The organism is Janthinobacterium sp. SUN026 (assembly GCF_030397625.1).
Classification (GTDB): Bacteria; Pseudomonadota; Gammaproteobacteria; order Burkholderiales; family Burkholderiaceae_D; genus Janthinobacterium; species Janthinobacterium kumbetense.
Window position 1 is genome coordinate 351841 of sequence record NZ_JAPQNU010000002.1, and the last position, 22815, is coordinate 374655.

Consider the following 22815-nt stretch of genomic DNA (forward strand, 5'->3'; position numbering starts at 1 on the left):
ACACCTTCCCTGTGCGGGAAGGCCAGTGCTCCATCATAGTCACTATCGCGCCGTCGAGGCGCGCAATTTGCCGCCGCCTGTGCCGCCGCTTGTACTCCCCTCTTGCGCGATATCGGCGCGTCCCAGCATGCCGGCGCTGGCCAGCAGGCGCAGCCGGGCCGAGCGCCATTCCGCCTGGCAACGGATGCGTTCCTGCTGCGCTTCCAGCAGCGCCGACTGCGTATTGAGCATTTCCAGGATGTCCGCCGCGCCCAGGCCGAACTTGCGCTGCACGCTGGCCAGCGCGTCCTGCGCCGCGTCCAGCCACGTTTGCGCCGTGGCCAAGTTGGCCAGGGCCGTGCTCGCCTCCGCATGCGTCCTGACCAGGTCCATCAGGGTCTGCTGCTGCACCTCCTGCGCCTCCGCTTCCCTTTGCTCGGCCTGCGCCTGCGCGCCGCGCACCTTGTAGTGGCGCGCAAAACCATCGAACAGGGGGATGTTGAGCGAGATGCCCACCAAGGTTTCGCGCGTGGAAGCGGGCGACAAGCCCTGGTTCGGGCGGCCGTTCTGGTACAGATTCGCCGTCAGGTCGATGCTGGGCCGGCCTTCCGAGCGGGCCACGGCCACCCGCTCGCGCGCGGCCGCCAGCTGCGCCTGCGCCGCCACGATGGCCGGATGCCGTTCCCTGGCCAGCGCCAGCCAGGCGCTCAAGTCGTCGCGCAAGCCCGCGTTCAAGCCCGCCCCGGCGCCATCCCCGTCGTCGTCCACCAGCACCGCCGTGTCGGCCGGCAAGCCCAGGGTGTACACCAGCACGGCGCGGGCCTTGCGCTCGTCGCCGTCCGCGCGGCTGGCGCCCAGGGCCGCCTTGGCCAGCGCGCTCGTCGCTTGCAAGGTGTCGCTGTGCGAGCCCAGGCCCCGCTGCGCGCGCCGCTGCGTCGCCTGCACCGTTTCCCGGGCCAGCGCCTCGTACGCCTGCCGCATCCGCACGCTGGCGCGCGCCGTCTGCGCATCGAAATACGCGCTGACCGTTGCCGCCAGGGTCTTTTGCAGCACGGCGTCGCGGTTGGCCAGGGCCGCATCGAGCAAGGCCTGGGCCGAACGCTGGCCCGCCGCCCGGCCGCCAAAGTCGAACAAACGCCAGGACAGGCCGAGCGAACCCGTATTGCTGTCCAGGCTGCTGGAAGCCGTTCTGGCGCCGGGATAGGCCGTGCGGTCATGCACGCGGCTCAGGCTGCCATTCAGCGTGGGCAGATAGGCGGCCCTCGCTTCGCCCACGCCGGCCGCCTGCAGCCGGATGCCGGCCCAGGCGCCGTGCACCTGCGCGTTGCGGCACAGGGCCAGGTCGACGGCCGCCGGCAGGGTCAATGGTAAGGTCAGCTGTACTTCGGACTCCCAGCTGGACGGACATGGCGCGGCGGCGAGCTCCTGCAGCGGTTGCGCCCGCACGGGCAAGGTCCCCAGCAAGGCGGCGGCCAGCAAGGCGGCGCGGCATCTAGCGTTCATGCAGCGCCTCCTTCTGGTGCTGCACCAGCGGCGACAGCACGTATTCGATCACCCGTCGCGTGCCCGTGCGGATTTCCGCGCGCACGGCCATGCCGGCCGACAGCGGCACCAATCTGCCGTCGACGGCGATGGCCGGCTGCTGCAGCGTGATCCGAACGGCATAGACGAGGCCCTTCTTCTCATCCTCGATGGCGTCGCGCGACACGCTGCTGACGACGGCGGGCACGGTGCCATACTTCGTGTAGTCGAAGGCGTCGACCTTGATGGCGACCGCCTGCCCTGCCTGCACGAAGCCGGCGTCGCGGTTTTCCAGCATGGCGTCGATTTCCAGCCTGCCCTGGCGCGGCACGATCTGCATCAGCGCCTGCGCGGCCGGTACCACGCCGCCCACCGTGTGCAGCTTGAGTTGCTGCACCGTGCCGTCGACGGGGGCCGTCAAGCGCAACAGGCTGCCGCGGGCGCCGGCGCGGCGCGCATCCTGGCCGCTGGCGGCTGCCACCCTGGCCCCTTCCGCCAGCGCGTCGTACGCATCCTTGCGCGTCTGCGCGACCAGCGCCGCCCGTTCGCTGCGGGCCGACGCCAGCTGGCCGGCCAGGTCGATGCGCGCCTGCTCCTTTTCCAGCCACGCGTGTTCGGCCACGTCGCGCGTCCCCGCCAGCGCCCGGTAGTCGCTGGCGCGCTGCACCGCCAGCGGCAGCGCCTGCGCATAGCGGGCGATTTCGCCGTCGAGATGGGCCAGCCGGGCGCGGAAATTCGCGTACTGGCCGTCCACATGCGCTTGCGCGGCGGCGACGTCGGCGGCGGAAGCGTCCGCGGGCGGCGCCAGTTTCGGCGCGCGCACGGCGTCGACGGCGGCGATCAGCGCGCGCGAGCGGGCCATCTGCAGCGCGGCCGCCACGGCGTCGCCGGCAGCCTTGTCGCGCTCGGCGTCGGGGCCGCGGCTGTCGAGCTCCACCAGCAGCTCGCCCGCTTTGACGGCTTGTCCTTCCCGCACGTGCAGGGCGCGCACGGCGGCCACGTCGACGGAAGCGATGGTCTTGGTATTGCCGGAGGGAATGATCTTGCCCGCCGCATTGACGATGATGTCGACCTTGCCGAAGACGGCCCACAGCACCACGCAGCCGACGAGCAGCATCAGCACGCGCGCCGTGAAGCGCAGCGACGGCGACACGGGCCGCTCCTGCAGCGCCAGCGCGGCCGGCAGGAAGGCTGCCTCATCCTCGCTCAGCACGGGTCCGCCCAGGGTGGCGCGGCTGCGCCAGCTGTGCCGCAGCACCTGGCCATAGCGGGCCAGCAGTTCGCCATACGCGGCCAGGCGGTGGCCGGCACTCATGCGGCGCTCCCGGTCGTTCCCTGCTGCAAGCCGTACAGGTGGGCGTAGATGCCGTTCGGCCTGGCCAGCAGCGCGTTGTGCGTGCCCAGCTCGGCCACCTGCCCCCGCTCCATGACGACGATGCGGTGCGCCTCGCGCACGGCCGACAGGCGGTGGGCGATGATCAGCACGGTGCGCCCCGCGCAGATGCCGCGCATATTGTCCTGGATGATTTTTTCCGACTCGTAGTCGAGCGCGCTCGTCGCTTCATCGAAAATCAGGATGCGGGGATTGCCGACGAGGGCGCGGGCGATGGCGATGCGCTGGCGCTGGCCGCCCGACAGGCCCGTGCCGTGCTCGCCCACCATGGTGTCGTAGCCTTCTGGCAACTCGCAGATAAAATCGTGGGCGCCCGCCAGTTTCGCCACGGCAATGACGGCGTCGATGGGCAGCGCCGGGTCGCTCAGCGCGATATTGTCGCGCACGGAACGGTTGAACAGGATATTTTCCTGCAGCACCACGCCGATCTGGCGCCGCAGCGAGGCCGTGTCGATGACCGCGATATCCTGCCCGTCGATCAGCACCCTGCCCCGTTCGGGGATGTACAGGCGCTGCGCCAGCCGCGTCAGGGTGCTCTTGCCGGAGCCGGAACGCCCGACGATGCCGATCACTTCGCCGGGCGCGATGGCGATCGACACGTCGCGCAGCACCTCGGCCGCGTCGGGCCGGTAACGGAAACCCACCTGCTGGAATTCGATGGCGCCCGCGATGCGCGGCATGCGCGCCTTCTGGCTGCCGCCCAGGCCGCCGGATTCCGTGCGGGCATTCAGGATATCGCCCAGCCGGCTCATGGAAATGCCCACTTGCTGGAAATCGTTCCACAGCTGCGCCAGGCGCAGGATGGGCGAAGCCACCTGCCCCGCCAGCATATTGAAGGCCACCAGCTCGCCCACCGTCATTTTCCCGTCGATGACGAGGGTGGCGCCCCACCACATGATGGCGGCCGTCACCAGCTTGCTGACGAGGGTGACGCCGCCGCTGGCCAGCATGCCGATGTTGTTCGCCGACAAGCCCGCCGACACGTAGCCGGCCAGCTGCTTTTCCCACTGCACTTGCCAGCGGGGCTCGACGGCCATGGCCTTGACCGTGTCGACGCCGCTGATCGTTTCGACCAGGAAAGACTGGTTTTCCGCGCTGCGGTTGAATTTGTCGTTCAAGCGCCCCCGCAGCACGGGCGTGAGCAGCATCGACAGGGCCGCATACACGGGAATCGAGGCCAGCACGATCACGCTCAGCGCGGCGCTGTACCACAGCATGGCGGCGATGAAGATGAAGGAAAACAGCACGTCGAGCACCAGGGTCATGGCGTTGCCGGTGAGAAACGAGCGTATGCTTTCCAATTCATGGATGCGGGCCACGGAATCGCCCACGCGGCGCGCCTGGAAATACGCGATCGGCAAGGCCAGCAGGTGGCGGAACAGGCGCGCGCCCAGTTCCACGTCGATCTTGCTGCTGGTGCGCGCAAAGACATAGGTGCGTATCTGGCCCAGCACGGCCTCGAAGACGATGGCGCACACGAGGCCGATGGCCACCACGTTCAGGGTCTGCATGGCGTGGTTGACCAGCACCTTGTCCATCACCACCTGGAAAAACAGGGGCGTGGCCAGGCCGATCAGCTGCAGCACGAAGGAAATCAGCAATACTTCGCCCAGCAGCCGGCGGTATTTGACGATGGCGGGGATGAACCAGCTGAAGTCGAAGCGGGCCGTCTCGCCCGCGTAGCTGGCCTTGCTGGTGAAAAAGATCAGTTCGCCCGACCAGATGGCGAGGAAATCGTCGCGGCCCAGGATTTGCGGCGGCTGGCCCGGATGCTGGACGAGCACCTTGCTCACGCCGCCGTCGCCCGTGTCGACCTTGCCGAGGATAAAGAAACGGCCGTCGTGGCCGATGGCGATGGCCGGCAGCGGCGCCTGCGCCAGCCGTTCAGGCGCTTGCTGCACCAGCTTGGCCGTCAAGCCCAGCTGTTTTGCGGCCAGCAAGACGGTTTGCCGCGTGAACACGGACTGGCCGAATGCGTGCTTGAGCTGGGCGCCGTCGGCAGCAATGCCATGCAGGCTGGCCATCAGCAGCAGCGACAGCAAGCCCGTGTCGGGCGCGGCAGGTTCCAGGGGGGGCGTATCGTGGCGATATGAAAATGCGGTCATCGGATCATGTCAGAAATTCAATGGCGCAGCCAGGCCGGCGCGTGCAAAGCCGGCCTGGCTGCGTAAGTGGCGATACGGCTAGCTAGCCGTTAGTGGGCCGCCGCCAGCTGGATCTGCGCCGCCGGGCCGCCATGGGCCGACCACGGCGCCGATGCGGCCGCCGGCACGGCAAAGCCGGCCATCGCTTGCACCAGTTGCGACGCATCCGCTTGCCAGCCGGCAAAGCCGCCCGAGCTGACGGCCTGGGTTTGTTGCGCAGCGCGCCAGTTCTGCGCCAATACGGGCGCCAGGGTGGCGGCCGTGCCGGCAGGCAAGGTAAGCTGACCAGCCGGCGGCGGCGTCAGGCCCGCCATCGCCTGCACGAGTTTTTGCACGTCGCTGCCCAGCAAGACGCGGCCATCGGCCATGCGGAATTCCTCGATGCTCGCCCCCGTCGCCGCATACCAGCCAGTGATGCTGATCTTGTCCGTGGTGCCGATGGTGCTCACTTCCAGGTTCGTGCCCACCTGGCGGAACCACAGCTGCTCGGCGCTGACGCCGGCCAGGAAGGACACCACGTCGCGGCTGCCCGCCTCGTTGGCCTCGTTGATCATGTCAGCGCCGTCGCCGCGGGCGAAGATATAGGTATCGTTGCCCTGCACACCGGCCAGGACGTCGTCGCCCTTGCCGCCCTGCAAGATATCGTTGCCCAGGGCGCCCAGCAGGGTGTTCTTCAGTTCATTGCCGATCAGCACATCATCGAACTTGCTGCCGACGACCGCGTTGAAATTGGCCACCACATCCACGCCCGGACGCGCCGCCAGTGCCGTGCCTACGGCTGCGAAGGCAACCGTCGCGCCGGCGCTTGCGTTGACGTAATTGAGCGCGTTGCCCGCACCACCGCCGTCGAGCACATTGCCGCCGGGGGTAGTGACGAAAAAGATGTTGTTGGTGAAGGAGCTGCCCGTCACGGTCAGGCCAGAGCCCCCGAGGCGCACATTCTCGACGTTGTCGGCCACCGTGTAGTTGACCGTGGTAAACACGGTATCGTTGCCGCCGTTGTCCCGTTCGTCGATGAAGTCGCCACCGTGGTTGACGTAATACGTGTCGTCGCCGCCCAGGCCCTGCAGCAGGTCGGCGCCGGCCGTGCCATACATGACGTCGGCATTTGCCGTACCCGTGAAGGTTTGCCCCGTCGGCTGCGTGGGGCCGTTGAAGTGCCAGGCCTGGGCCAGCGCGGGCGCCAGGGCGGCGGCCGTAATGGCAGGCAAGGTCAGCTGGCCCAGCGCAGGCGGCGCCAGGTACGCCATCGCCTGCACCAGCGATTGCACGTCGGCGCCGCGCAGGACGTGGCCGGCGGCCGTGCGGAATTCCTCGATGTTCGGCGCGGCCGCGTTCCAGGCGCGGATGGTGATCTTGTCCGTCGTGCCGATGGTGCTCACTTCCAGGTCCGCGCCCACCTGGCGGAACCACAGCTGGTCGATGTTGACGCCGGGCAGGAAGGCGATGGCGTCGTAGCCGGCGTCGGCGGAAAGCTCGGTGATGACGTCGGCGCCGTCGCCGCGGGCAAAGACGTAGGTATCGTCGCCCAGGCCGCCGGCCAGCGTGTCGGCACCCTGGCCGCCTTGCAAGGTGTCGTTGCCGAGGCCGCCGGACAGGCTGTTGGCCAGTTCGTTGCCGATCAGCACATCGTCATAGGCGCTGCCTGTCACGCTGGAAATATTGACCAGCACATCGCTGCCTGGCAGGAATGCGGTACTGCCGCCGGCGGGAGCGATGGTCGCCGTGGCGCCCGCCCTGGAACCGGCATAGGTGGCGGAATTATTGCTGCCGATGCCATACAACAAGTTGCCGCCGGCTACGTCGACGTGAAAGACGTTACCGCTGCCGTTGCCTGTCACACCCAGGCCCGCTGCGGCCAGGTGCAGTTCTTCGATGTTGGCAGCCATGGTGTAGTTGACGGTCGTGTAGACAGTGTCGCGGCCGCCACCAGGCTGTTCAGTTACCACGTCGTTGCCATGGTTGACGTAATAAATGTCGTCGCCGCCCAGGCCCGCCATCACGTCGGCGCCCGTCGTGCCCTTGATGATGTCGGGATTCGCCGTGCCGGTAAAAACGCCATTGGCGGGCTGGCTTGGTCCCTCGGTGCGCCAGTTCTGCGCCAGCACGGGCGCCAGGACGGTGGCTTCGTAGACATGCAAAGTCAGCTGGCCCAGCGGCGGCGGCGTCAGTCCCGCCATCGCCTGCACCAGGTTTTGCACGTCGCTGCCCAGCAGCACGCGGCCGTCGGCCGTGCGGAATTCCTGGATGCGGGGCACGATGCCCTCGCTGTACCAGCCGCCGATGGTGATCTTGTCGCCGGTGCCGATGGTGCTCACTTCCAGGTTCGAACCGACCTTGCGGAACCACAGCTGGTCGGCGCTGACGCCGGCCAGGAAGGAAACGACGTTGTGCGCCCCCGCTTCGGCCATTTCGGTGATGAAATCTGCACCATCGCCACGGGCAAAAATATAGGTGTCGTCACCGCCCAAGCCAATCAGGTGATCATCGCCCTGGCCACCGCGCAAGGTATCGTTGCCAATACCGCCCAGGAGACTGTTTTTAAGTTCATTGCCGATCAGCACATCATCGAATTTGCTGCCGATGAGGTTGGCGAAGTTGAGCAGCACGTCGCTGCCCGCTGGCGCCGTCAGAGGGTCATTCGCGCCCAGCAGCGTTGCCGTCACGCCCGTGCGGGAACCGATATACACAACCGAGTTGCCCGTGCCGCCGCCATCGATCCTGTTGCCGCCGGCCGTGTCGACGTAAAAGATATTATTGGTATTGGCGCTGCCCGTGACGGTCAGCCCGGCGGCGGTCAGGTAGACTTTCTCCACGTTCTCGGCCACCGTGTAATTGACGCTGGTGTACACGCTGTCGTTGCCGCCGTTGGCCAGTTCGACGATCACGTCGCCGCTGTCGTTGACGTAATACGTGTCGTCGCCGGCCAGGCCTTCGAGCACGTCCGCGCCCGTGGTGCCGGTCAGCACATCCGCGTTCGCCGTGCCGATGAAGCGCTGCGGGGCGGCCGCGACACTGTTCAGGTATGCCTCGATGGCGGACATGCCGTCGGCAGCGGTGGAAGTTTGCGATGCAAATTTTTCAGTCATGTTGCAGTTTCCTGTCATTAAACGTCAAAACCAAGAGTGAATATGTCGGCGCAAGCTGACATGCAAGGCAAAAGTTCCGGCCGCCTCCACTTGCAGTTCAGCGTGCACCTTCAACGGTCCGGCACTTTCGGCGCAGGGACGGCGCGCGATTGAACGCCGCCTCGCATGCACGCCGTATTGACGTTCAAGCGGGTGTAGCACTGTTATTTGTCATGCAAATGTCACACTGCATGGTGGAAGGGAGGCGGGGAAGGAAGCGCGCGGGCGCGCCCGCTGCGATGGCGTATGGTTTCAGGCGGCAGGGACAGAGCTCTCGCTTGACGGCCCGGCGCCGAACGTCTGATCCTGCAGCTGCGCCACCAGGAAATCGATGAACACGCGCAAGCGCGGCGGCAGATGGCTGCTGGCCGGCCACAGCAGCCAGAATGCCGTGCGCGCCTGCGTATGCGCGTCCAGCAGCGAAACCAGCTGCCCCGCCGCCAACTCGCGCTGCACGGCGAACGCGGGCAGGTAGGCGATGCCCTGCCCCTGCAAGGCCAGGAAGACGCGCATTTCCACGCTGTTGCAGACCATGCCGGACGCCGGCTGGGCCAGCGCATCCATCAGCGGCCACGGCTCCAGGCGGCCCGTGGCGGGAAAACGGTAGTCCAGGCGGGTGTGCCGCAGCAGCGCGGCGCCATCGGCGGGCCAGCCATGGCGCGCCAGGTAGGCGGGCGACGCCACCAGCAAGCGGCGGAACGTGCATAGCTTGCGCCGCATCAAGCTTGAATCGGCCAGCTCGCCCGTGCGCACGGCCGCGTCAAAGCCGTCGCTGACGAGGTTGACCATGGCGTCGGAAAAATCGAGATCGAGTTCGATGGCGGGATAGGCTTGCATGAAAGCGCCGATGGCCGGCTCGAACAAGCCGCTGTAGCGTGGCAGGCTGATGCGCAGGCGGCCGCTGGGGCCGCTGCTGGCCTCGCTCAATTCCCGCTCGGCCGCGTCCACCTCGGCCAGGATGCGCTTGCAGCGCTGCAGGAATTTTTCCCCTTCCGCCGTCAGCGCCAGGTGCCGCGTGCTGCGCTGGAACAGGCGCGCGCCCAGCCGCGCTTCCATGCGCGCCACGCTCTTGCCCACGGCCGACGAAGACAGGCCCAGCAGCCGGCCCGTGGCCGAGAAACTGCCGCTGTCGGCCACCTGTACGAACATGGCGATGCCGCCGAGACTATCCATGCGCCCCCATTAAAGACAAATGTGTCCGATATGTTGATCAGTTTAGCCCATTTTTCTTCAATGACGGGTGCGCCATACTTGCCGCTCCTTCTCTCCGAACCGACATCCATGCCCTCTTCCCCACGTTTGACACTTGCCCTGCAAGTGCTGGCCGCCTGCCTGACAGGCTTGCTGATTCCTTTGTGCTTCACGGGCCCTGCCGTGGCGCTGCCCGCCATCGGCGCCGAATTGCGCGGCAGCGCCGCCGCCCTGAACTGGGTCATCAATGCATACATCCTCAGCTATGGCAGCGCCATGATGGTGGCCGGCAGCCTGACGGACGTGCTGGGCCGGCGCCGCGTCTGGCTGGCGGGCCTGGCCCTGTTTTGCGCGTCCACCCTGGCCATCGCCATGGCCCCGTCCGTCGCGCTGGTCGCCGCGCTGCGCTTCGTGCAGGGCCTGGGCGGCGCGGCCGCGTTCGCCGCCGCCATGTCGTCGCTGGCGCCCCTGTTCCACGGCGCAGCGCGCAGCCGGGTGATGAGCGTGCTGGGCACGACGTTCGGCCTGGGCCTGGCCTTCGGCCCGCTGGCGGCCGGCGCCATGCTGGAACTGGCCCGCTGGCCCGCCATCTTTTACGCCACGGCCGCGCTGGGCGCCATCGGTGCGCTGCTGGTGCTGGCCAGCGTGCCGGCCGATGCGCCCCGTGCCCAGGGCCGGCTGGACTGGCCCGGCGCCCTCAGCTTCAGCGGCGCGCTGTCCCTGTTGACCCTGGGCATGCTGCTGGCGCCCGAACATGGCTGGCGCAACGGGGCCGTGCAACTGCCCATCGCCTCGTCCGCGCTGCTGTTTTGCGTGTTTGTCGCGGTCGAACGCAGGACGGCGCGGCCCATGCTGGACTTGACCCTGTTCCGCCAGCGCCGCTTTGTCGCCGTGCAAGTGCTGGCCGCCTCGCCCGCCTTTTTGTTCATCGTGCTGATCGTCATGCTGCCGGGGCGCTTCATCGGCATCGACGGCGTGTCGCCGCTGGCGGCGGGCCGCCTGATGATCGCCCTGGCCGCGCCCCTGCTGGTCGTGCCCATGCTGGCGGCGCTGCTATTGCGCTGGTTCAAGGCCGGCACCGTGTGCGCGGCGGGATTGCTGCTGGCGGCCACCGGACTGGCCTGGCTGGCGCAAGTGCTGGGCAACGGCGGCACCGCCGCGCTGGCGGGACCGCTGCTGCTGGTGGGCGCCGGCATCGGCTTGCCGTGGGGCTTGATGGATGGCATGGCCCTGAACGTGGTGGACACGCCGCGGGCCGGCATGGCGACGGGCATCTTCAATACCGTGCGCATCAGCGCCGATGGCGTGGCGCTGGCCCTGGCGGGCGCCGTGCTGGCCAGCCTGATCGGCGCCGCGCTGCAGCACCAGCTGCCCGCCGGCCTGCCCGTGCTGGCCGCCGCCAGCCGCGCCGCGCTCGGTGATATCCAACAGGCAACACAACTGCTGGGCGGCCAGGAAGCGCTGCTGCGCGCCAGCTATGACGCCGCTTTCCGCCATTTGCTCAATAGCCTGGCCGTGCTGGCCGCGGCGCTGGCGGCGCTGGTGCCGTATTTACTCAAGAAAAGAGAACTTCACGACGCTTGACAAAACCTTCGCGAGCGGAAGGTAGAGGTGGTCGAGAAGCGCAACCGTACTCAGGTACGGTGAGCATCGCAGGCCATCTATACCGACGCGCAGCAGGTTTGGGCAGGCGTCCTAGGCGTCCAGGCCGTAAAACACGGCGACGAGGATGGCGATGTTATTGCAGGCGCGCGAGAATGTCGTTGTGGCGTAGGCCACGGCCACACTCGGGCCGCGGTAGCGCAGGTAGACAAAGCTGAACATAGCGCCCGACCCCAGCGCGACGATGGCGTGCAGCAAGCCACCGCTGATGAAATGCACGATGGCCCACAGGATGGCGCCGATAAAAATGCTCAGCTGGCGGCTGGCGCCCAGGCGCCGGAGGATTTCCAGCGGCAGCAGCTGGCCGAGGAAGGTTTCCAGGATGGGGGAATAGATGACGACCCAGAACACCAGCAGCGGCAGCGACATTTCGCGCTTGAACTTGGACAAGCCCGTGTGCGCGCCCCAGTATTCGGGCGGCAACAGCCATTTGGTGAGGAACAGGATGGCAAAGCACAGCATGCAGGTGAGTAACCCCCAGCCGAGGCCGGCAAGGGCCAGCTGCAGCACGGGTGGCGCCGGGCCGTCGTCGTCCGGGCTGGAGAGATCATGGCTGCTGCGCACTTGCATGAGTAGTCCTGGCGGTGATCCAGCGCTCATTGTAGCGCGGAATAGGACTGTTCGCGCATGGCTGTGGAGCGCGGCGCATGGCGCGCCGCGCTGCCGCGCTATCGGCGTCAGGCCGCCAGGCGCAGCGGACCGTTGGCCGGCTTGGCCAGTTTGAAGATGCCCACTTCCTGTTCCAGCTGCGCCGCCTGCTGCTGCAATTCATGCGCGGCGGCCGCCGCCTGCTCGACCAGAGCCGCGTTTTGCTGGGTCACGCGGTCCATGTCGACGATGGCGCGGTTGACTTGCTCGATGCCGGCACCCTGCTCCTGCGTCGCGTGGCTGATCTCGGCCATGATGCCCGTCACCCGGCCGATGCCGGCCACCACGTCATGCATGGTGACGCCGGCCTGCTCGACGAGCAAGGTTCCCGTGCCCACCTTGCTGACGGAATCGTCGATCAGCAGCTTGATTTCGCGCGCGGCGGCGCTTGACCTCTGCGCCAGGTTGCGCACTTCCGTGGCGACGACGGCAAAGCCGCGCCCCTGCTCGCCCGCGCGCGCCGCTTCCACGGCCGCGTTCAAGGCCAGGATATTCGTCTGGAAGGCGATGCTGTCGATCACGCCGATGATGTCGACGATCTTGTTCGACGAGGCATTGATCAGGCTCATGGTGTGCACCACTTCGGCCACCGCCTTGCCGCCCTGCTCCGACACCTTCGACGCTTCGCGCGCCAGGTGGTTGGCCTGCTGCGCATTGTCCGCATTCTGGCGCACGGTGGAAATCAGTTCTTCCATCGATGAGGCGACCTCTTCCAGCGAGCCGGCCTGCTGCTCCGTGCGCTGCGACAGGTCGCGGTTGCCCGAGGCGATCTCGGTCGAAGCCGTGGCGATGCTTTCCGTTCCGTGGCGCACCTTGCCGACGATGGCGGCCAGGTTGTCGCGCATGGTCTTGATCGCAAACAGCAGGCTGCTGTCGTCGCCGTGGCGCGTGTGCACGTCGATGGCCAGTTCGCCGAGCGCGATGCGCCCCGCGATCGAGGCCGCATACCCCGGTTCGCCGCCCAGCTGGCGCAGCAATCCCCGCGTGATGACGGTGGCAACAAAGATGCAAATGAGCACGCTGAGGGCGGCCAGCACGCCGATCCAGCGCAGCGACTGGCCGTAGATGGCGCGCGCGGCCACGCTGGCCTGCTCCGATTCGCGCTGCACGTTTTTCAGCACGGTATCGATGTCGGCGACGATCTGGCGCCGCAGGGGGCTGCACTCCTCGACGAGGAAGGTGCCGTACTGTTCCATCTGCCCCGTGGCGCGGAACTGGCGCGGACGCTGCAATTGCTGCGCCATGGTGTTCAAGCCCGCGCTGACTTTTTCGAATTGCGGATCGCCGGCGAACCGCGGCGCCAGGCGCGCCAGCGCTTCCAGGTACAGCGCCTTCTGGCTGTCGAGGATGGCCAGCTCTTTTTCGGCGGCGGCCTGGTCATGGAAGATATACGCGTTGCGGGCGGCCAGGCCCGTCTGGTCGAGCGCTTCGCGCGCCACGTACAGGGGTTCGAGTTTTTCCAGCTGGACTTTGTCTTGCGCGTCCATGGCGCCGGAGATGGCGCCGATGCGCAGCAGCGCGAAAGCCGCCAGCACCAGCATGAATACCACCAGCAGCCCGAAGCCTGCGCTCAGGCGCGCGCCTATCGTCAAACGATTGAATGACATCATTGTTGTTATTGCCCTGTAAATAAAGTTGATTGTTGCTGGTTATTTAAAAACCAGCGATCTGCTCGCCGTCGTGTTGCCTTTCCTGCATGGCGCAGGATGGGTCTCTAACTGGCGTTTTTTGGGCAGTCAGCTTCTAATTTCGGGCAATGCAGGCGCGCGGGACATACCCTGCGCCATACAACAGCACAATGAATTATAAGCGAACAGCGTTATGGATGATTCCACGCGCTCACTTTTAATGCCTTGACGCATATCAAAAAAGACAATTAACGCTGGCCTGGCGTATCGATGACGGCCATGGTGATGCGCGAGATGCAGCACAGCTTGCCATCGTCGTCGGTGATGCGGATTTCCCAGACCTGGCTGGTGCGGCCCCGGTGGATCGGCGTGGCGCGCCCCGTCACCTGGCCGCCGCGTACGCCGCGCACGTGGTTGGCATTGATTTCCTGGCCCACGCTCACTTGCCGGCTGGAATCGAGGCAGGCATTCGCGGCCATGCTGCCCAGGGTTTCGGCCAGCAGCACGGAAGCGCCGCCATGCAGCAGTTTAAAAGGCTGCATGGTGCGGTGGTCGACGGGCATGGTCGCTTCGATCCAGTCGGGGCCGAAGGCGCTAAATTCGATGCCCAGGTGGCGCATGGCCGTGCCTTCGCTGGCGGCGTTGAGGGTGGCCAGGTCGAGCGGTGCGTGCCAGATTTCCATCGTTACCTCATATCAGTGGAGAGAACAGCCATTGTAGGACAGAGCGCTGCCGTGCGCCGCTTCATCTTTCCTTCACCGTGGCACGGGGTGGCGCCGGCATTAACTGGTTATAATTGCCCCATTCTTTAAAAACGAGGTTGTGTATGAAGTGGGCCTTGCTGGGCATTTTTGTGTTTTCTGTTTTACATATTCATTTTCGTGGCAAGGTGCGCCTGCCGTTCCGCCGCCAGATCTTCGATCACTCCTCGTTCATGGCGCCGCTGAACCTGTTCATGCACACCTTTTCCAAGGTGCCGGCCACGCCCTATTTAGCCGTCGAGCAATTCCCGGAACTGGCGCCGCTGCAGCAGAACTGGCAGATCATCCGCGATGAAGCGCTGCGCATGCAGGAAATGAAAAAGATCAAGGCGGCCGAAAAGAACAATGACGTGGGCTTCAATTCCTTCTTCAAGTATGGCTGGAAGCGTTTCTACCTGAAATGGTATGACGCGAACCATCCGTCGGCGCAGCAGATGTGCCCGCAAACCTATGCGCTGCTGCAATCGATTCCATCGATCAAGGCGGCCATGTTCGCGGAACTGCCGCAAGGCGGCAAGCTCAACCCGCACCGCGACCCGTTCGCCGGCTCCCTGCGCTACCACCTGGGCTTGCAGACGCCGAACGACGACCGCTGCTTCATCGATGTCGATGGCGAACGCCACAGCTGGCGCGACGGCCAGGCCGTGATGTTCGATGAAACGTATATCCACTGGGCCCGCAACGACGCGGACAGCGACCGCATCATCCTGTTCTGCGACATCGAGCGCCCGATGCGCTACCGCTGGGCGCAAGCGCTGAACCGCTGGCTGGGCCGCACCCTGATGACGGCCGCCGCCTCGCCGAACGAGCTGGGCGACCAGGTGGGCGGCGTGAGCAAGCTGTTCCAGATTTCCTGGACCATGGGCCAGTACCGCCGCCGCTTCAAGGCGTGGAACAAGACGGCGTACCAGGTCACCCGCGTGGCCCTCGTCGTGGGCGTGATCGCGCTGATCTACTTTATCTAGATGCCGGCATCGCCACTTTGACAAAAACCGCCTTCGGGCGGTTTTTTTTTATAATGCGATGCCACTCACCAGGAGAATCTGCAAATGACCGAACGCGACCGCCAGTACGATATCCAGATCGGCGACGATGCATGGATCGAGTTCATCAGCCTTGACGGCCGCTATGACCAGGCCATCGACATCGATGCCCTGCTGGACGGCCTGTGGCCGCTGATCTGCCGCCTGGAAACCTATTGCGTGGCCGGTTGTTGCGGCATGGATGCCTTCGATTTCACGCCCGAAGGTATCGCTGCGGCGCTGGTAGACCTTGACCGCGCGCAACTGCACGCCGCCTGCGCGCAAGCCCGCAACGCCGTGGCAGCGGCCGCCAGCGACGTCTTCACGAGCAACACGCTGAACCACATGGCCGACAAACGCGTGTTCCTGCAATTGCTCGAGCATGTCGGGCGCTGCACGGCGGCCCCTGAAACGGGCCGGCCGGCAAGCCAGCCGCGCTGACATCGGCGATAATACGGGTTCACACCACTCTCTTCTTTTATTTATGCGCGACATCATTGCCGGATTTCTACGTTTCCAGAAGGAAGTCTTTCCTGAACGCCGAGAGCTGTTCAAGACATTGGCCACGGGACAGACGCCCAAGGCCTTGTTCATTTCCTGCTCCGACAGCCGGATGGTGCCGGAACTGGTGACGCAGCGCGAACCTGGCGAACTGTTCGTGATCCGCAACGCGGGCAATATCGTGCCCTCGTTTGGCCCGGAACCGGGCGGCGTGAGCGCGTCCGTCGAATTTGCCGTGGCGGCCCTGAATGTGACGGACATCGTCATTTGCGGCCATTCCGATTGCGGCGCGATGAAAGCCATCGCCACCTGCACCTGCCTCGATCACATGCCGGCGGTCAAGAACTGGCTGCGGCACTCTGACGCGGCGCGCATGATCAATGAATCGATCGAGCATGCGACGGAACAGGACCGCATCGATGGCATGGTGCGGGCCAATGTGGTGGCGCAACTCAACAACATCCGCACCCACCCCTCGGTGGCGCTGGGCATCACGCAAAAGCGCCTGACCCTGCATGGCTGGGTGTATGACATCGAAAATGGCTCGCTTGATGCGCTCGACGAGTCTACCGGCCAGTTTGTCCCGCTCGCGGAACATCCGGCCTCGAAGCTGTAGGCGCAAGCCATCCCCGTCAGGCGCAACATTGCGCTTGACCTTGTCCAGACGGGAAGGTGCAAGGTAGCGGTACTCAAGGAGATTATCGTATGCCAACCATCACCGTATTACCCCATCCCGAGCTGGCCCCCGAAGGCGCCGTGTTTGACGCGCCGCAAAACATGAGCATTTGCGACGCCTTGCTGCTCAACAAGATCGACATGGAACACGCCTGCGGCCAGGTGGGCGCCTGTTCCACCTGCCACGTGGTCGTGGTGCAGGGTTTCGACTCGCTCAACGAACTTGGCGACAATGAAGAAGACATGCTCGACCAGGCCTGGGGCTTGCAGCCACACTCGCGCCTGTCTTGCCAGGCGCGCATGGCGCAGGAAGACCTGACGCTCGAACTGCCCAGGTACACGCTCAACCACGCCAAGGAATAGTCCCCGGCGCGCTTGCCCAACGCCCTAGCTGATTACCACATGATCACGCGCTGCTCGGGCGGCAGGTACATCGGGTCGCCCGGCTTGATGCCGAACGCTTCGTAAAAGCCGGGCTGATTCTTGACCGTGCCCTTGGCGCGGAATTCGCCCGGCGAATGGGGGTCGCTCTTGATCTGGGCGATGGCCGCTTCCGGACGCAATTTCGCGCGCCATTTCTGCGCAAAGCCGATGTACAGGCGCTGTTCGCCCGTCAAGCCATCGATGACGGGCGACGGCTTGCCGCCGAGCGAACGCTGGTACGCCTTGTAGGTGATCGACAGGCCGGAATTGTCACCGATGTTTTCGCCCAGGGTGAGTTCGCCATTGATATGGTAGCCAGGCACGGGGCTGTAGGCGCCGTATTGCTTGACGAGCCCGGCCGCCAGCGCCTTGAAGGCCGCGCGGTCCTCCGCCGTCCACCAGTTGCGCAGACGGCCCTTGGCGTCGTACTGGCTGCCCGAATCGTCGAAGGCATGGCTGATTTCATGGCCGAAAGTGATGCCGAGCAAGCCGTAATTGACGGCGTCTTCCGCTTTCACGTTGAAGAACGGCGGCTGCAAAATGGCGGCCGGGATCGTGATGGCGTTGAGGGCCGGGCTGTAGCTGGCGTTGACGGTTTGCGGCGTCATCGACCATTCGTCGCGGTCCACCGGCTTGCCCAGCTTGGCCAGGTTTTGCTGGCGGCTCCACGCGCGCGCGGCGCGCACGTTGGCGATCAGGTCGTTCGGCTGCGTCTTCATGCTGCCGTAGTCGCGCCAGGTAGCGGGATACGCGATCTTCGGCTTCAGGGCGGCCAGCTTGAGCTGGGCTTCCTTCTTGGTTTCCGGTCCCATCCAGTCCAGCTGCTCGATGCCATCCTTGAACGAGGCGACGAAATTGTCGAACATGGCCATCACGCGGGGCCGGGTTTCCGGCGGCAAATACATTTCCACGTAGCGCTTGCCGACGGCGTCGCTGATTGCGTTATCCGTGAAGCGCAGCGCCAGCTGCCACTGCGGTTCGCTTTGCGGCACGCCGCGCAGCACCGTGCCATCGAAGGCGAAGCGTTCCTTGACGGCGGCGCTGTCCAGGTAGGAGGCATAGCTTTCGATGATGCGCCAGTTCAGGTAGCTTTTCCACGCTTCCAGCGGCACGGCGGCCACGGTCTCGGCAAAACCTGTCATGAAGCTGGGCTGGCGCACCACGGCCGAGGTGGCTTTCGGCGCCAGGCCGGCAGCCGTAAAGTAGGCGTTCCAGTCGAAGGCCGGCGCCAGCGCCGCGAACTTGTCGAAATCGACGCGGTTGTACGATTTGACGGGGTCGCGCATCTGCACGCGCGTCCACTGCACCGCCGCCAGGCGCGTTTCGAGGTCGAGGATTTGCGCCGCGTGCGCGGCAGCGGCCTTGTCGCCGCTCATGGCCAGCATAGTTTCGACGTGCTTGAGGTATTTGGCGCGCACGGCTTGCAGCTTGGCGTCGTCATCCTTCAGGTAGTAATCGCGGTCAGGCAAGCCCAGGCCGGACTGGCTGATGTTGACCGTGTAGCGCTCGGGGTCTTGCGCATCGGGCGCCACGTAGGCGGAAAACGGCGTGGCAACGCCATTGCCCTGCAGGTAAGCCAGCAGTGCCGGCAAGTCCTTCTTGTCTTTCACGCCAGCCACGCGGGCCAGCTCGGCGCGCAGCGGCTTGAAGCCGGCCGCATTGCGCGCCTTGTCGTTCATGAAACTCGTGTACAGGTCGGCGATCTTGTGCGCCTCGCTGCCGGGCTTGCCGGGGTTCTTGACGGTGGCATCGATCAGGCCGCGCAACTGGCCCTGCGCGATTTCGCGCAATTCGATATACGTGCCCCAGACGGATTTGTCGGCCGGGATGTCCGTATTGCGGGTCCAGACGCCGTTGACGTAGCCGTAGAAGTCGTCACGAGGGCTGACTGCCGGGTCCAAGGTTTTCAGGTCGATGCCGGAGACCGGCGCGGTCGGATTGCTCGCCTCCTGGGCGTACAGCGACGGCGAAGACAAGGCGAACAAGGCGCAGCAGGCGGCGCCGACAAGCGAACGTTTCACGAAGATTCCTTTAATTGTTTTGACTTCATGTTGGGGAACATGCTGTATCCAGGCATGAGAGGTCGGATTATAGTCGGCATGCTTGTGGGGAAACAATGTCGGTTGAACAATCCCGGTGATCCGATGTTCGCTGCAGCACGCCTCAAGCCCGCGCCGATGACCAGCAAATGTTACCATCTGGCAATAGCCATACCTGTCGCTCACCACCTTTTTTGCCTGGCTCTTGGACTGGAGAAGTTTGATGCAGGAATGCAGATTCAATATTTTCGGCACGCTGATTGCCGTCCGGGGGCAACAAGGAGCATGGCGCGCCTTCTATCTCGGCGCGGAAGGCAAGCGCAGACCCGCCGATTTCATCATTCCCGACGATATTCAAGGCGATGCGTTATGCGAATACCTGGCGGACCTGTTCCATGAAGAGGCGACGCCGCGCAATAACACGGCCACGCAAATCACCACGCCCGCGTTCCAGGCCTAGCTACTTTCTTATTTCACCGGCTCGAACGTCACCGTCAACCCGTTGCCCGTAGTCCGGATCTGCGTGGGCACGAATTGCACGCCCGCATAGCGCAATTCGTCGGGTTTGAACGTATAGATCGGCGTTTCATGCATGAGCTGGTCGGCCACCAGGCTGGCCACCTTGGCGAACTGGCGCTGCTGCGACTCGTCCATGCCGTCGATGGTCACCTTGTCCACGCTCGCTTCGCTCAGGTAGACGGCGTTGCGCTGGGCGTCAAGCACGAGGCGGCCCGACATGGCCAGGCTGCCGCGCCAGCTTTGGCGTATGAATGGCGGCAAGACGCTGGCGTCCACGCTGAGGGCGACTCTTTCGCGCTCGGGCTGCAGCGACAATTGCGGATGCGTCAGCTTGACATCCAGCACGGACAGCACCCGCTTGTCGATGGGAAAGCGGCGCTCCAGGCCTTGCTGCATCTTGCTCAGCGACACATTCACGTCGCGCGGGCCGATCAGGGTGGAGCACGCGGCCAGCGCGCTGCAAGCCAAGGCGGCGATGGCGGCGGTTTTCAGCAAGGGACGAAAGGCGGTCACGTTCATGGATAGTCTCGGTGGAAAGATGGCGCCATATTACACATGCGCCCGCTTTCACGCAAAAACCGGCGCCCACCTTGCAGCGGACGCCGGTTTGCATGTGGGCCTTGTCAGCGCACGAACAGGGCGATCAGTATAACGATGGGCAATGGAATGCCCAGCAACAGCAAGAGGATGGAACGCATGGCAATCTCCTGGATTGAATTGGTGGATTAATCGGTGAATTAAATGGTCACATGGCGCAGCACGCGCTCATGGTCGCGCTGGCGGCCGCCAAACGTTGCAGCCAGGCTGGCCACGAAAGCACCCAGCAGCAAGGCGACGAACATCCACAGCGCCGTATGGGCGCCGGCCTTGCGGGCCGTATCGGCCGCTTGCTGTGCCTGCGCCTTGGCATCGGCAGCAGCCTTGGCGGCGCGGGCGTAGACGGCGTCGACGCGCGCTTCCGCCTCCGCCTGCGTCAAGCCCGTGCGGCTGGCGACGACCTGGCCCAGGTAGGCGCGGTCATCGGCGGCCAGGCTGCCCGTGGACAGGCCGGTGGCGAAGATCTTGCCGATTTCGCCGCGCTGCCCGGCGGATACGCCGCCCGCTTCACCCGCCCCGGCCGCCGGAGCGGCGCGCAGCAGCATGTCCGAGTAATAATCAAGCGGATTGGCACTGCTGCCCTCGCCCGCCTTGGCGCCGGCCGCCGCAGCGCCCGCCCCTACGGCCGGGCCCACTGCCGCCGCCACGCCGCTGCCCGCATCAATGGCGCCGCTCAGCACGGCCCGCGTGCCGCCGGCCAGCACTGCCACGGTGATCAGGGTGGCCACGGCCCAGGCCAGCAAACCGTGCGCCGTATCGCGGAAATGCACTTCATCCGTGTGGATGGAGCTCCATTTCACGCGCAGGCGGCCCGCCATGTAGCCGCCGATGCCGGACGCGGCCAGTTGCATGAAGGCCAGCCAGGCGATGGTCGACACGCCGATGGCCGTCGCATTGAACGACCACGGCGACACGGACGACAGGCCCAGGCCCACGCCGAGGATCAGCAGGATGAAGGACAAGGCGGCCGCAGCGGCAGCGCCCGCCAGCACGGCGCCCCAGGAGACGCCCGGATTGTTCAAGTCCGAGACGGACAGTTGTGTAGCTTGCATGAAATACTCCCTTGGTTGTTGATTGTTTAAGCCGTTCAGGCGGCGACGCCCGTCAGCTGTTCCTTGCGCGCGGCCATTTCCTTGCCAAGCGCATCGAGGTCGACGGCCGTGTGGCGCACCTTGGGAAACATGTCGCCCTCTTCTTCCTTGACGTGGTGCTCGATCTGTTCGGACAGCACCTTGACCTTGGCGTCGTACAGGTCGTCGGCAGGGTCCATCGCTTCGATCTGCGCGATGAGTTCCTTGGCGCTCGCGTGCTCGACGACGGCTTCATCCATCAGATCGCCATCGTGGATGGGGCGGCGCACGGCCGGGTAAAAGATTTCTTCTTCCAGCTGCGTGTGCACGGTCAATTCCTGACAGATCTGATCGGCCAGCTTTTTCTTGGTGGCAAATGAGCGGTCGCTCAAGCCTTCATATTGTGCAAACAAAGCCTTCACGGCCTTATGGTCCTGCATCAATAAACTGATCGCGTTCATGGCGCCTCCTCGTTGTGGATGAGGCAAGGATGCGCCACGGCGGCGCCAGCGTATGTGCGACGCCTTACACAATCTTGATTTTTAATACATTCGCCTACTTGATGCCGTGGTGGCCCATCAGGTCGTACAGGGTGGGCCGGCTCACGCCCAGCAGCTCGGCCGCCTTGGCGATATTGCCGTCGGCCCGCGCCAGCGCGCGCACCATCACCCTGTATTCGGCCCCTTCGCGGGCCTGGCGCAGGTTCAGCGGCTCGTCCGGGGGCGCCGCCCGGGCGCTGGCGGGCAAGCCCAGGTCGTCGGCGGCGATCTGCGGCCCGTCGCACATGATGACGGCCCGCTTGATGCAGTTTTCCACTTCGCGCACATTGCCGGGCCAGCCATAGCTTTCGATCAGCTGCAGCGCGCCCGCGCTGAAATGCAGGTTGCTGCGGCCCTCGCTGGCGCAGAACTTGTTCTTGAAATGCTGCGCCAGCAAGGTGCAATCGCCGGCCCGCTCGCGCAAGGGCGGAATGCGCAAGACGATTTCGCTGAGGCGGTAAAACAAGTCTTCGCGGAAACGTCCCTGTTCCGCCAGCACTTTCAGGTCCTGGTGCGTGGCGCAGACGATACGCACGTCGACGGCGATCTCGGCGCGCCCGCCCACCCTTTCGATGACCCGCTCCTGCAGGAAGCGCAGCAATTTCGCCTGCAGCGGCATCGGCATGTCGCCGATTTCATCGAGAAAGAACGTGCCGCCGTGGGCCAGTTCGATCTTGCCCAGGGTTTGCCGCGCCGCGCCCGTGAACGCGCCCCGCTCATAGCCGAACAGCTCGCTTTCCAGCAGGTTTTCCGGGATGGCTGCGCAATTGATGGCAACGAAACGCTGCGCATGGCGGCTCGACAGCGCATGCAATCCCCGCGCGATCAACTCCTTGCCACTGCCCGAATCGCCCAGCAGCATCACGCTGGCCGACGAGGGCGCCACTTTTTCCACGTTGCGGCACAATTTCAGCATGCCGGGATCGCGGCTGACGATGCCGGCCAGGGGCGAGTCGGCCTGGGTCTGCAGCATGCGGCGGTTTTCCTGCTGCATCGCGTGCAAGTAAAACGCGCGCGCGATGACCAGGCCCAGCATGTCGGCCTCGAACGGTTTCTGGTGAAAATCGTAGGCGCCCAGCGCGATGGCCTTCAAGGCATGCGCGCGCTCCTGGTTGCCCGACAGGATGATGACTTTCGTGTCCGGCGCCAGCGCGAGGATTTGCTGCAGGGTGGCCAGCCCTTCCGTGGCGCCGTCCGGATCGGGCGGCAAGCCCAGGTCCATCGTCACCACGGCCGGCTGGTGGCGCCGCACGAGCGCCAGCGCCGCCTCGCGCTCGCCCGCCAGCAAGACGTCGTAACCGTCAAAACTCCAGTGCAACTGCTTTTGCAGGCCGGGATCGTCTTCGATGACCAGCAGTTTCTGTTTGCCCATGGC

At 65.3% G+C, this 22815-nt stretch carries 19 protein-coding genes; 6 read left to right on the forward strand and 13 right to left on the reverse strand.

What is annotated here, in order from left to right; all coding sequences use genetic code 11:
* Positions 1–42: 42 nt before the first annotated feature.
* The 5 genes from OX459_RS11365 to OX459_RS11385 form a co-directional block, all read right to left on the reverse strand.
* Complete coding sequence (locus tag OX459_RS11365) at positions 43–1482, reverse strand: TolC family protein (protein ID WP_289905091.1); 1440 nt, start codon at positions 1480–1482, stop codon at positions 43–45.
* On the reverse strand, positions 1472–2815 hold the full coding sequence (locus OX459_RS11370) for an HlyD family type I secretion periplasmic adaptor subunit (RefSeq protein WP_289905092.1): 1344 nt from the start codon (positions 2813–2815) through the stop codon (positions 1472–1474). The genes OX459_RS11365 and OX459_RS11370 overlap by 11 nt, the downstream gene beginning before the upstream one ends.
* Entirely contained in the window at positions 2812–4998 is a 2187-nt protein-coding gene (locus tag OX459_RS11375) for a type I secretion system permease/ATPase (RefSeq protein ID WP_289905093.1), read from the reverse strand. Before OX459_RS11375 ends, OX459_RS11370 begins: the two co-directional genes overlap by 4 nt.
* An 89-nt stretch (positions 4999–5087) precedes the next feature.
* Positions 5088–8126 carry a calcium-binding protein gene (locus tag OX459_RS11380; protein WP_289905094.1) on the reverse strand — a complete coding sequence of 1013 codons (3039 nt, stop codon included), beginning with the start codon at positions 8124–8126 and terminating at the stop codon, positions 5088–5090.
* A 291-nt stretch (positions 8127–8417) separates the two neighbouring features.
* Entirely contained in the window at positions 8418–9338 is a 921-nt protein-coding gene (locus tag OX459_RS11385; RefSeq protein WP_289905095.1) for a LysR family transcriptional regulator, read from the reverse strand.
* A 108-nt stretch (positions 9339–9446) separates the two neighbouring features.
* Here OX459_RS11385 and OX459_RS11390 point away from each other — a divergent pair, with 108 nt between their 5' ends.
* On the forward strand, positions 9447–10940 hold the full coding sequence (locus OX459_RS11390) for an MFS transporter (protein WP_289905096.1): 1494 nt from the start codon (positions 9447–9449) through the stop codon (positions 10938–10940).
* 111 nt (positions 10941–11051) lie between these two features.
* On the opposite strand, the gene OX459_RS11395 is transcribed toward OX459_RS11390, so the two are convergent.
* The 3 genes from OX459_RS11395 to OX459_RS11405 all read right to left on the reverse strand — a co-directional run bounded on the left by OX459_RS11395 (position 11052) and on the right by OX459_RS11405 (position 13977).
* Entirely contained in the window at positions 11052–11588 is a 537-nt protein-coding gene (locus OX459_RS11395) for a CPBP family glutamic-type intramembrane protease (RefSeq protein ID WP_099664098.1), read from the reverse strand.
* A 107-nt stretch (positions 11589–11695) separates the two neighbouring features.
* The gene (locus tag OX459_RS11400; protein WP_251348872.1) at positions 11696–13276 is read right to left on the reverse strand and encodes a methyl-accepting chemotaxis protein; all 1581 of its coding nucleotides are present in this window, start codon (positions 13274–13276) and stop codon (positions 11696–11698) included.
* A gap of 266 nt (positions 13277–13542) precedes the next feature.
* Entirely contained in the window at positions 13543–13977 is a 435-nt protein-coding gene (locus OX459_RS11405; protein ID WP_289905097.1) for a hotdog fold thioesterase, read from the reverse strand.
* 143 nt (positions 13978–14120) lie between these two features.
* Here OX459_RS11405 and lpxO point away from each other — a divergent pair, with 143 nt between their 5' ends.
* The 4 genes from lpxO to fdx all read left to right on the forward strand — a co-directional run bounded on the left by lpxO (position 14121) and on the right by fdx (position 16616).
* On the forward strand, positions 14121–15020 hold the full coding sequence (gene lpxO, locus OX459_RS11410; RefSeq protein ID WP_099664101.1) for a lipid A hydroxylase LpxO: 900 nt from the start codon (positions 14121–14123) through the stop codon (positions 15018–15020).
* Between the two features lie 84 nt (positions 15021–15104).
* The gene (locus OX459_RS11415; RefSeq protein ID WP_289905098.1) at positions 15105–15518 is read left to right on the forward strand and encodes a DUF6331 family protein; all 414 of its coding nucleotides are present in this window, start codon (positions 15105–15107) and stop codon (positions 15516–15518) included.
* Positions 15519–15561: 43 nt separating this feature from the next.
* Positions 15562–16194 carry a carbonic anhydrase gene (locus OX459_RS11420; protein ID WP_099664103.1) on the forward strand — a complete coding sequence of 211 codons (633 nt, stop codon included), beginning with the start codon at positions 15562–15564 and terminating at the stop codon, positions 16192–16194.
* Positions 16195–16283: 89 nt separating this feature from the next.
* Positions 16284–16616, forward strand: a complete 333-nt coding sequence (gene fdx, locus OX459_RS11425) for an ISC system 2Fe-2S type ferredoxin (RefSeq protein WP_289905099.1) — start codon at positions 16284–16286, stop codon at positions 16614–16616.
* Positions 16617–16648: 32 nt separating this feature from the next.
* On the opposite strand, the gene OX459_RS11430 is transcribed toward fdx, so the two are convergent.
* Entirely contained in the window at positions 16649–18697 is a 2049-nt protein-coding gene (locus OX459_RS11430) for a M13 family metallopeptidase (protein ID WP_289905100.1), read from the reverse strand.
* A 241-nt stretch (positions 18698–18938) separates the two neighbouring features.
* Between OX459_RS11430 and OX459_RS11435 the strand changes: the two genes are divergently transcribed.
* Complete coding sequence (locus OX459_RS11435; RefSeq protein ID WP_289905587.1) at positions 18939–19175, forward strand: hypothetical protein; 237 nt, start codon at positions 18939–18941, stop codon at positions 19173–19175.
* Positions 19176–19183: 8 nt separating this feature from the next.
* Here the strand turns inward: OX459_RS11435 and OX459_RS11440 are convergent, their stop codons facing one another.
* The 4 genes from OX459_RS11440 to prsR all read right to left on the reverse strand — a co-directional run bounded on the left by OX459_RS11440 (position 19184) and on the right by prsR (position 22812).
* Positions 19184–19753, reverse strand: coding sequence for a DUF1439 domain-containing protein (locus OX459_RS11440; protein WP_289905101.1), 570 nt, complete (start codon positions 19751–19753; stop codon positions 19184–19186).
* Between the two features lie 218 nt (positions 19754–19971).
* Entirely contained in the window at positions 19972–20883 is a 912-nt protein-coding gene (locus tag OX459_RS11445; protein WP_289905102.1) for a hypothetical protein, read from the reverse strand.
* Between the two features lie 35 nt (positions 20884–20918).
* Complete coding sequence (locus tag OX459_RS11450) at positions 20919–21362, reverse strand: hemerythrin domain-containing protein (RefSeq protein ID WP_289898046.1); 444 nt, start codon at positions 21360–21362, stop codon at positions 20919–20921.
* Between the two features lie 94 nt (positions 21363–21456).
* Positions 21457–22812, reverse strand: a complete 1356-nt coding sequence (gene prsR, locus OX459_RS11455; RefSeq protein ID WP_289905103.1) for a PEP-CTERM-box response regulator transcription factor — start codon at positions 22810–22812, stop codon at positions 21457–21459.
* Between the last annotated feature and the right edge of the window lie 3 nt (positions 22813–22815).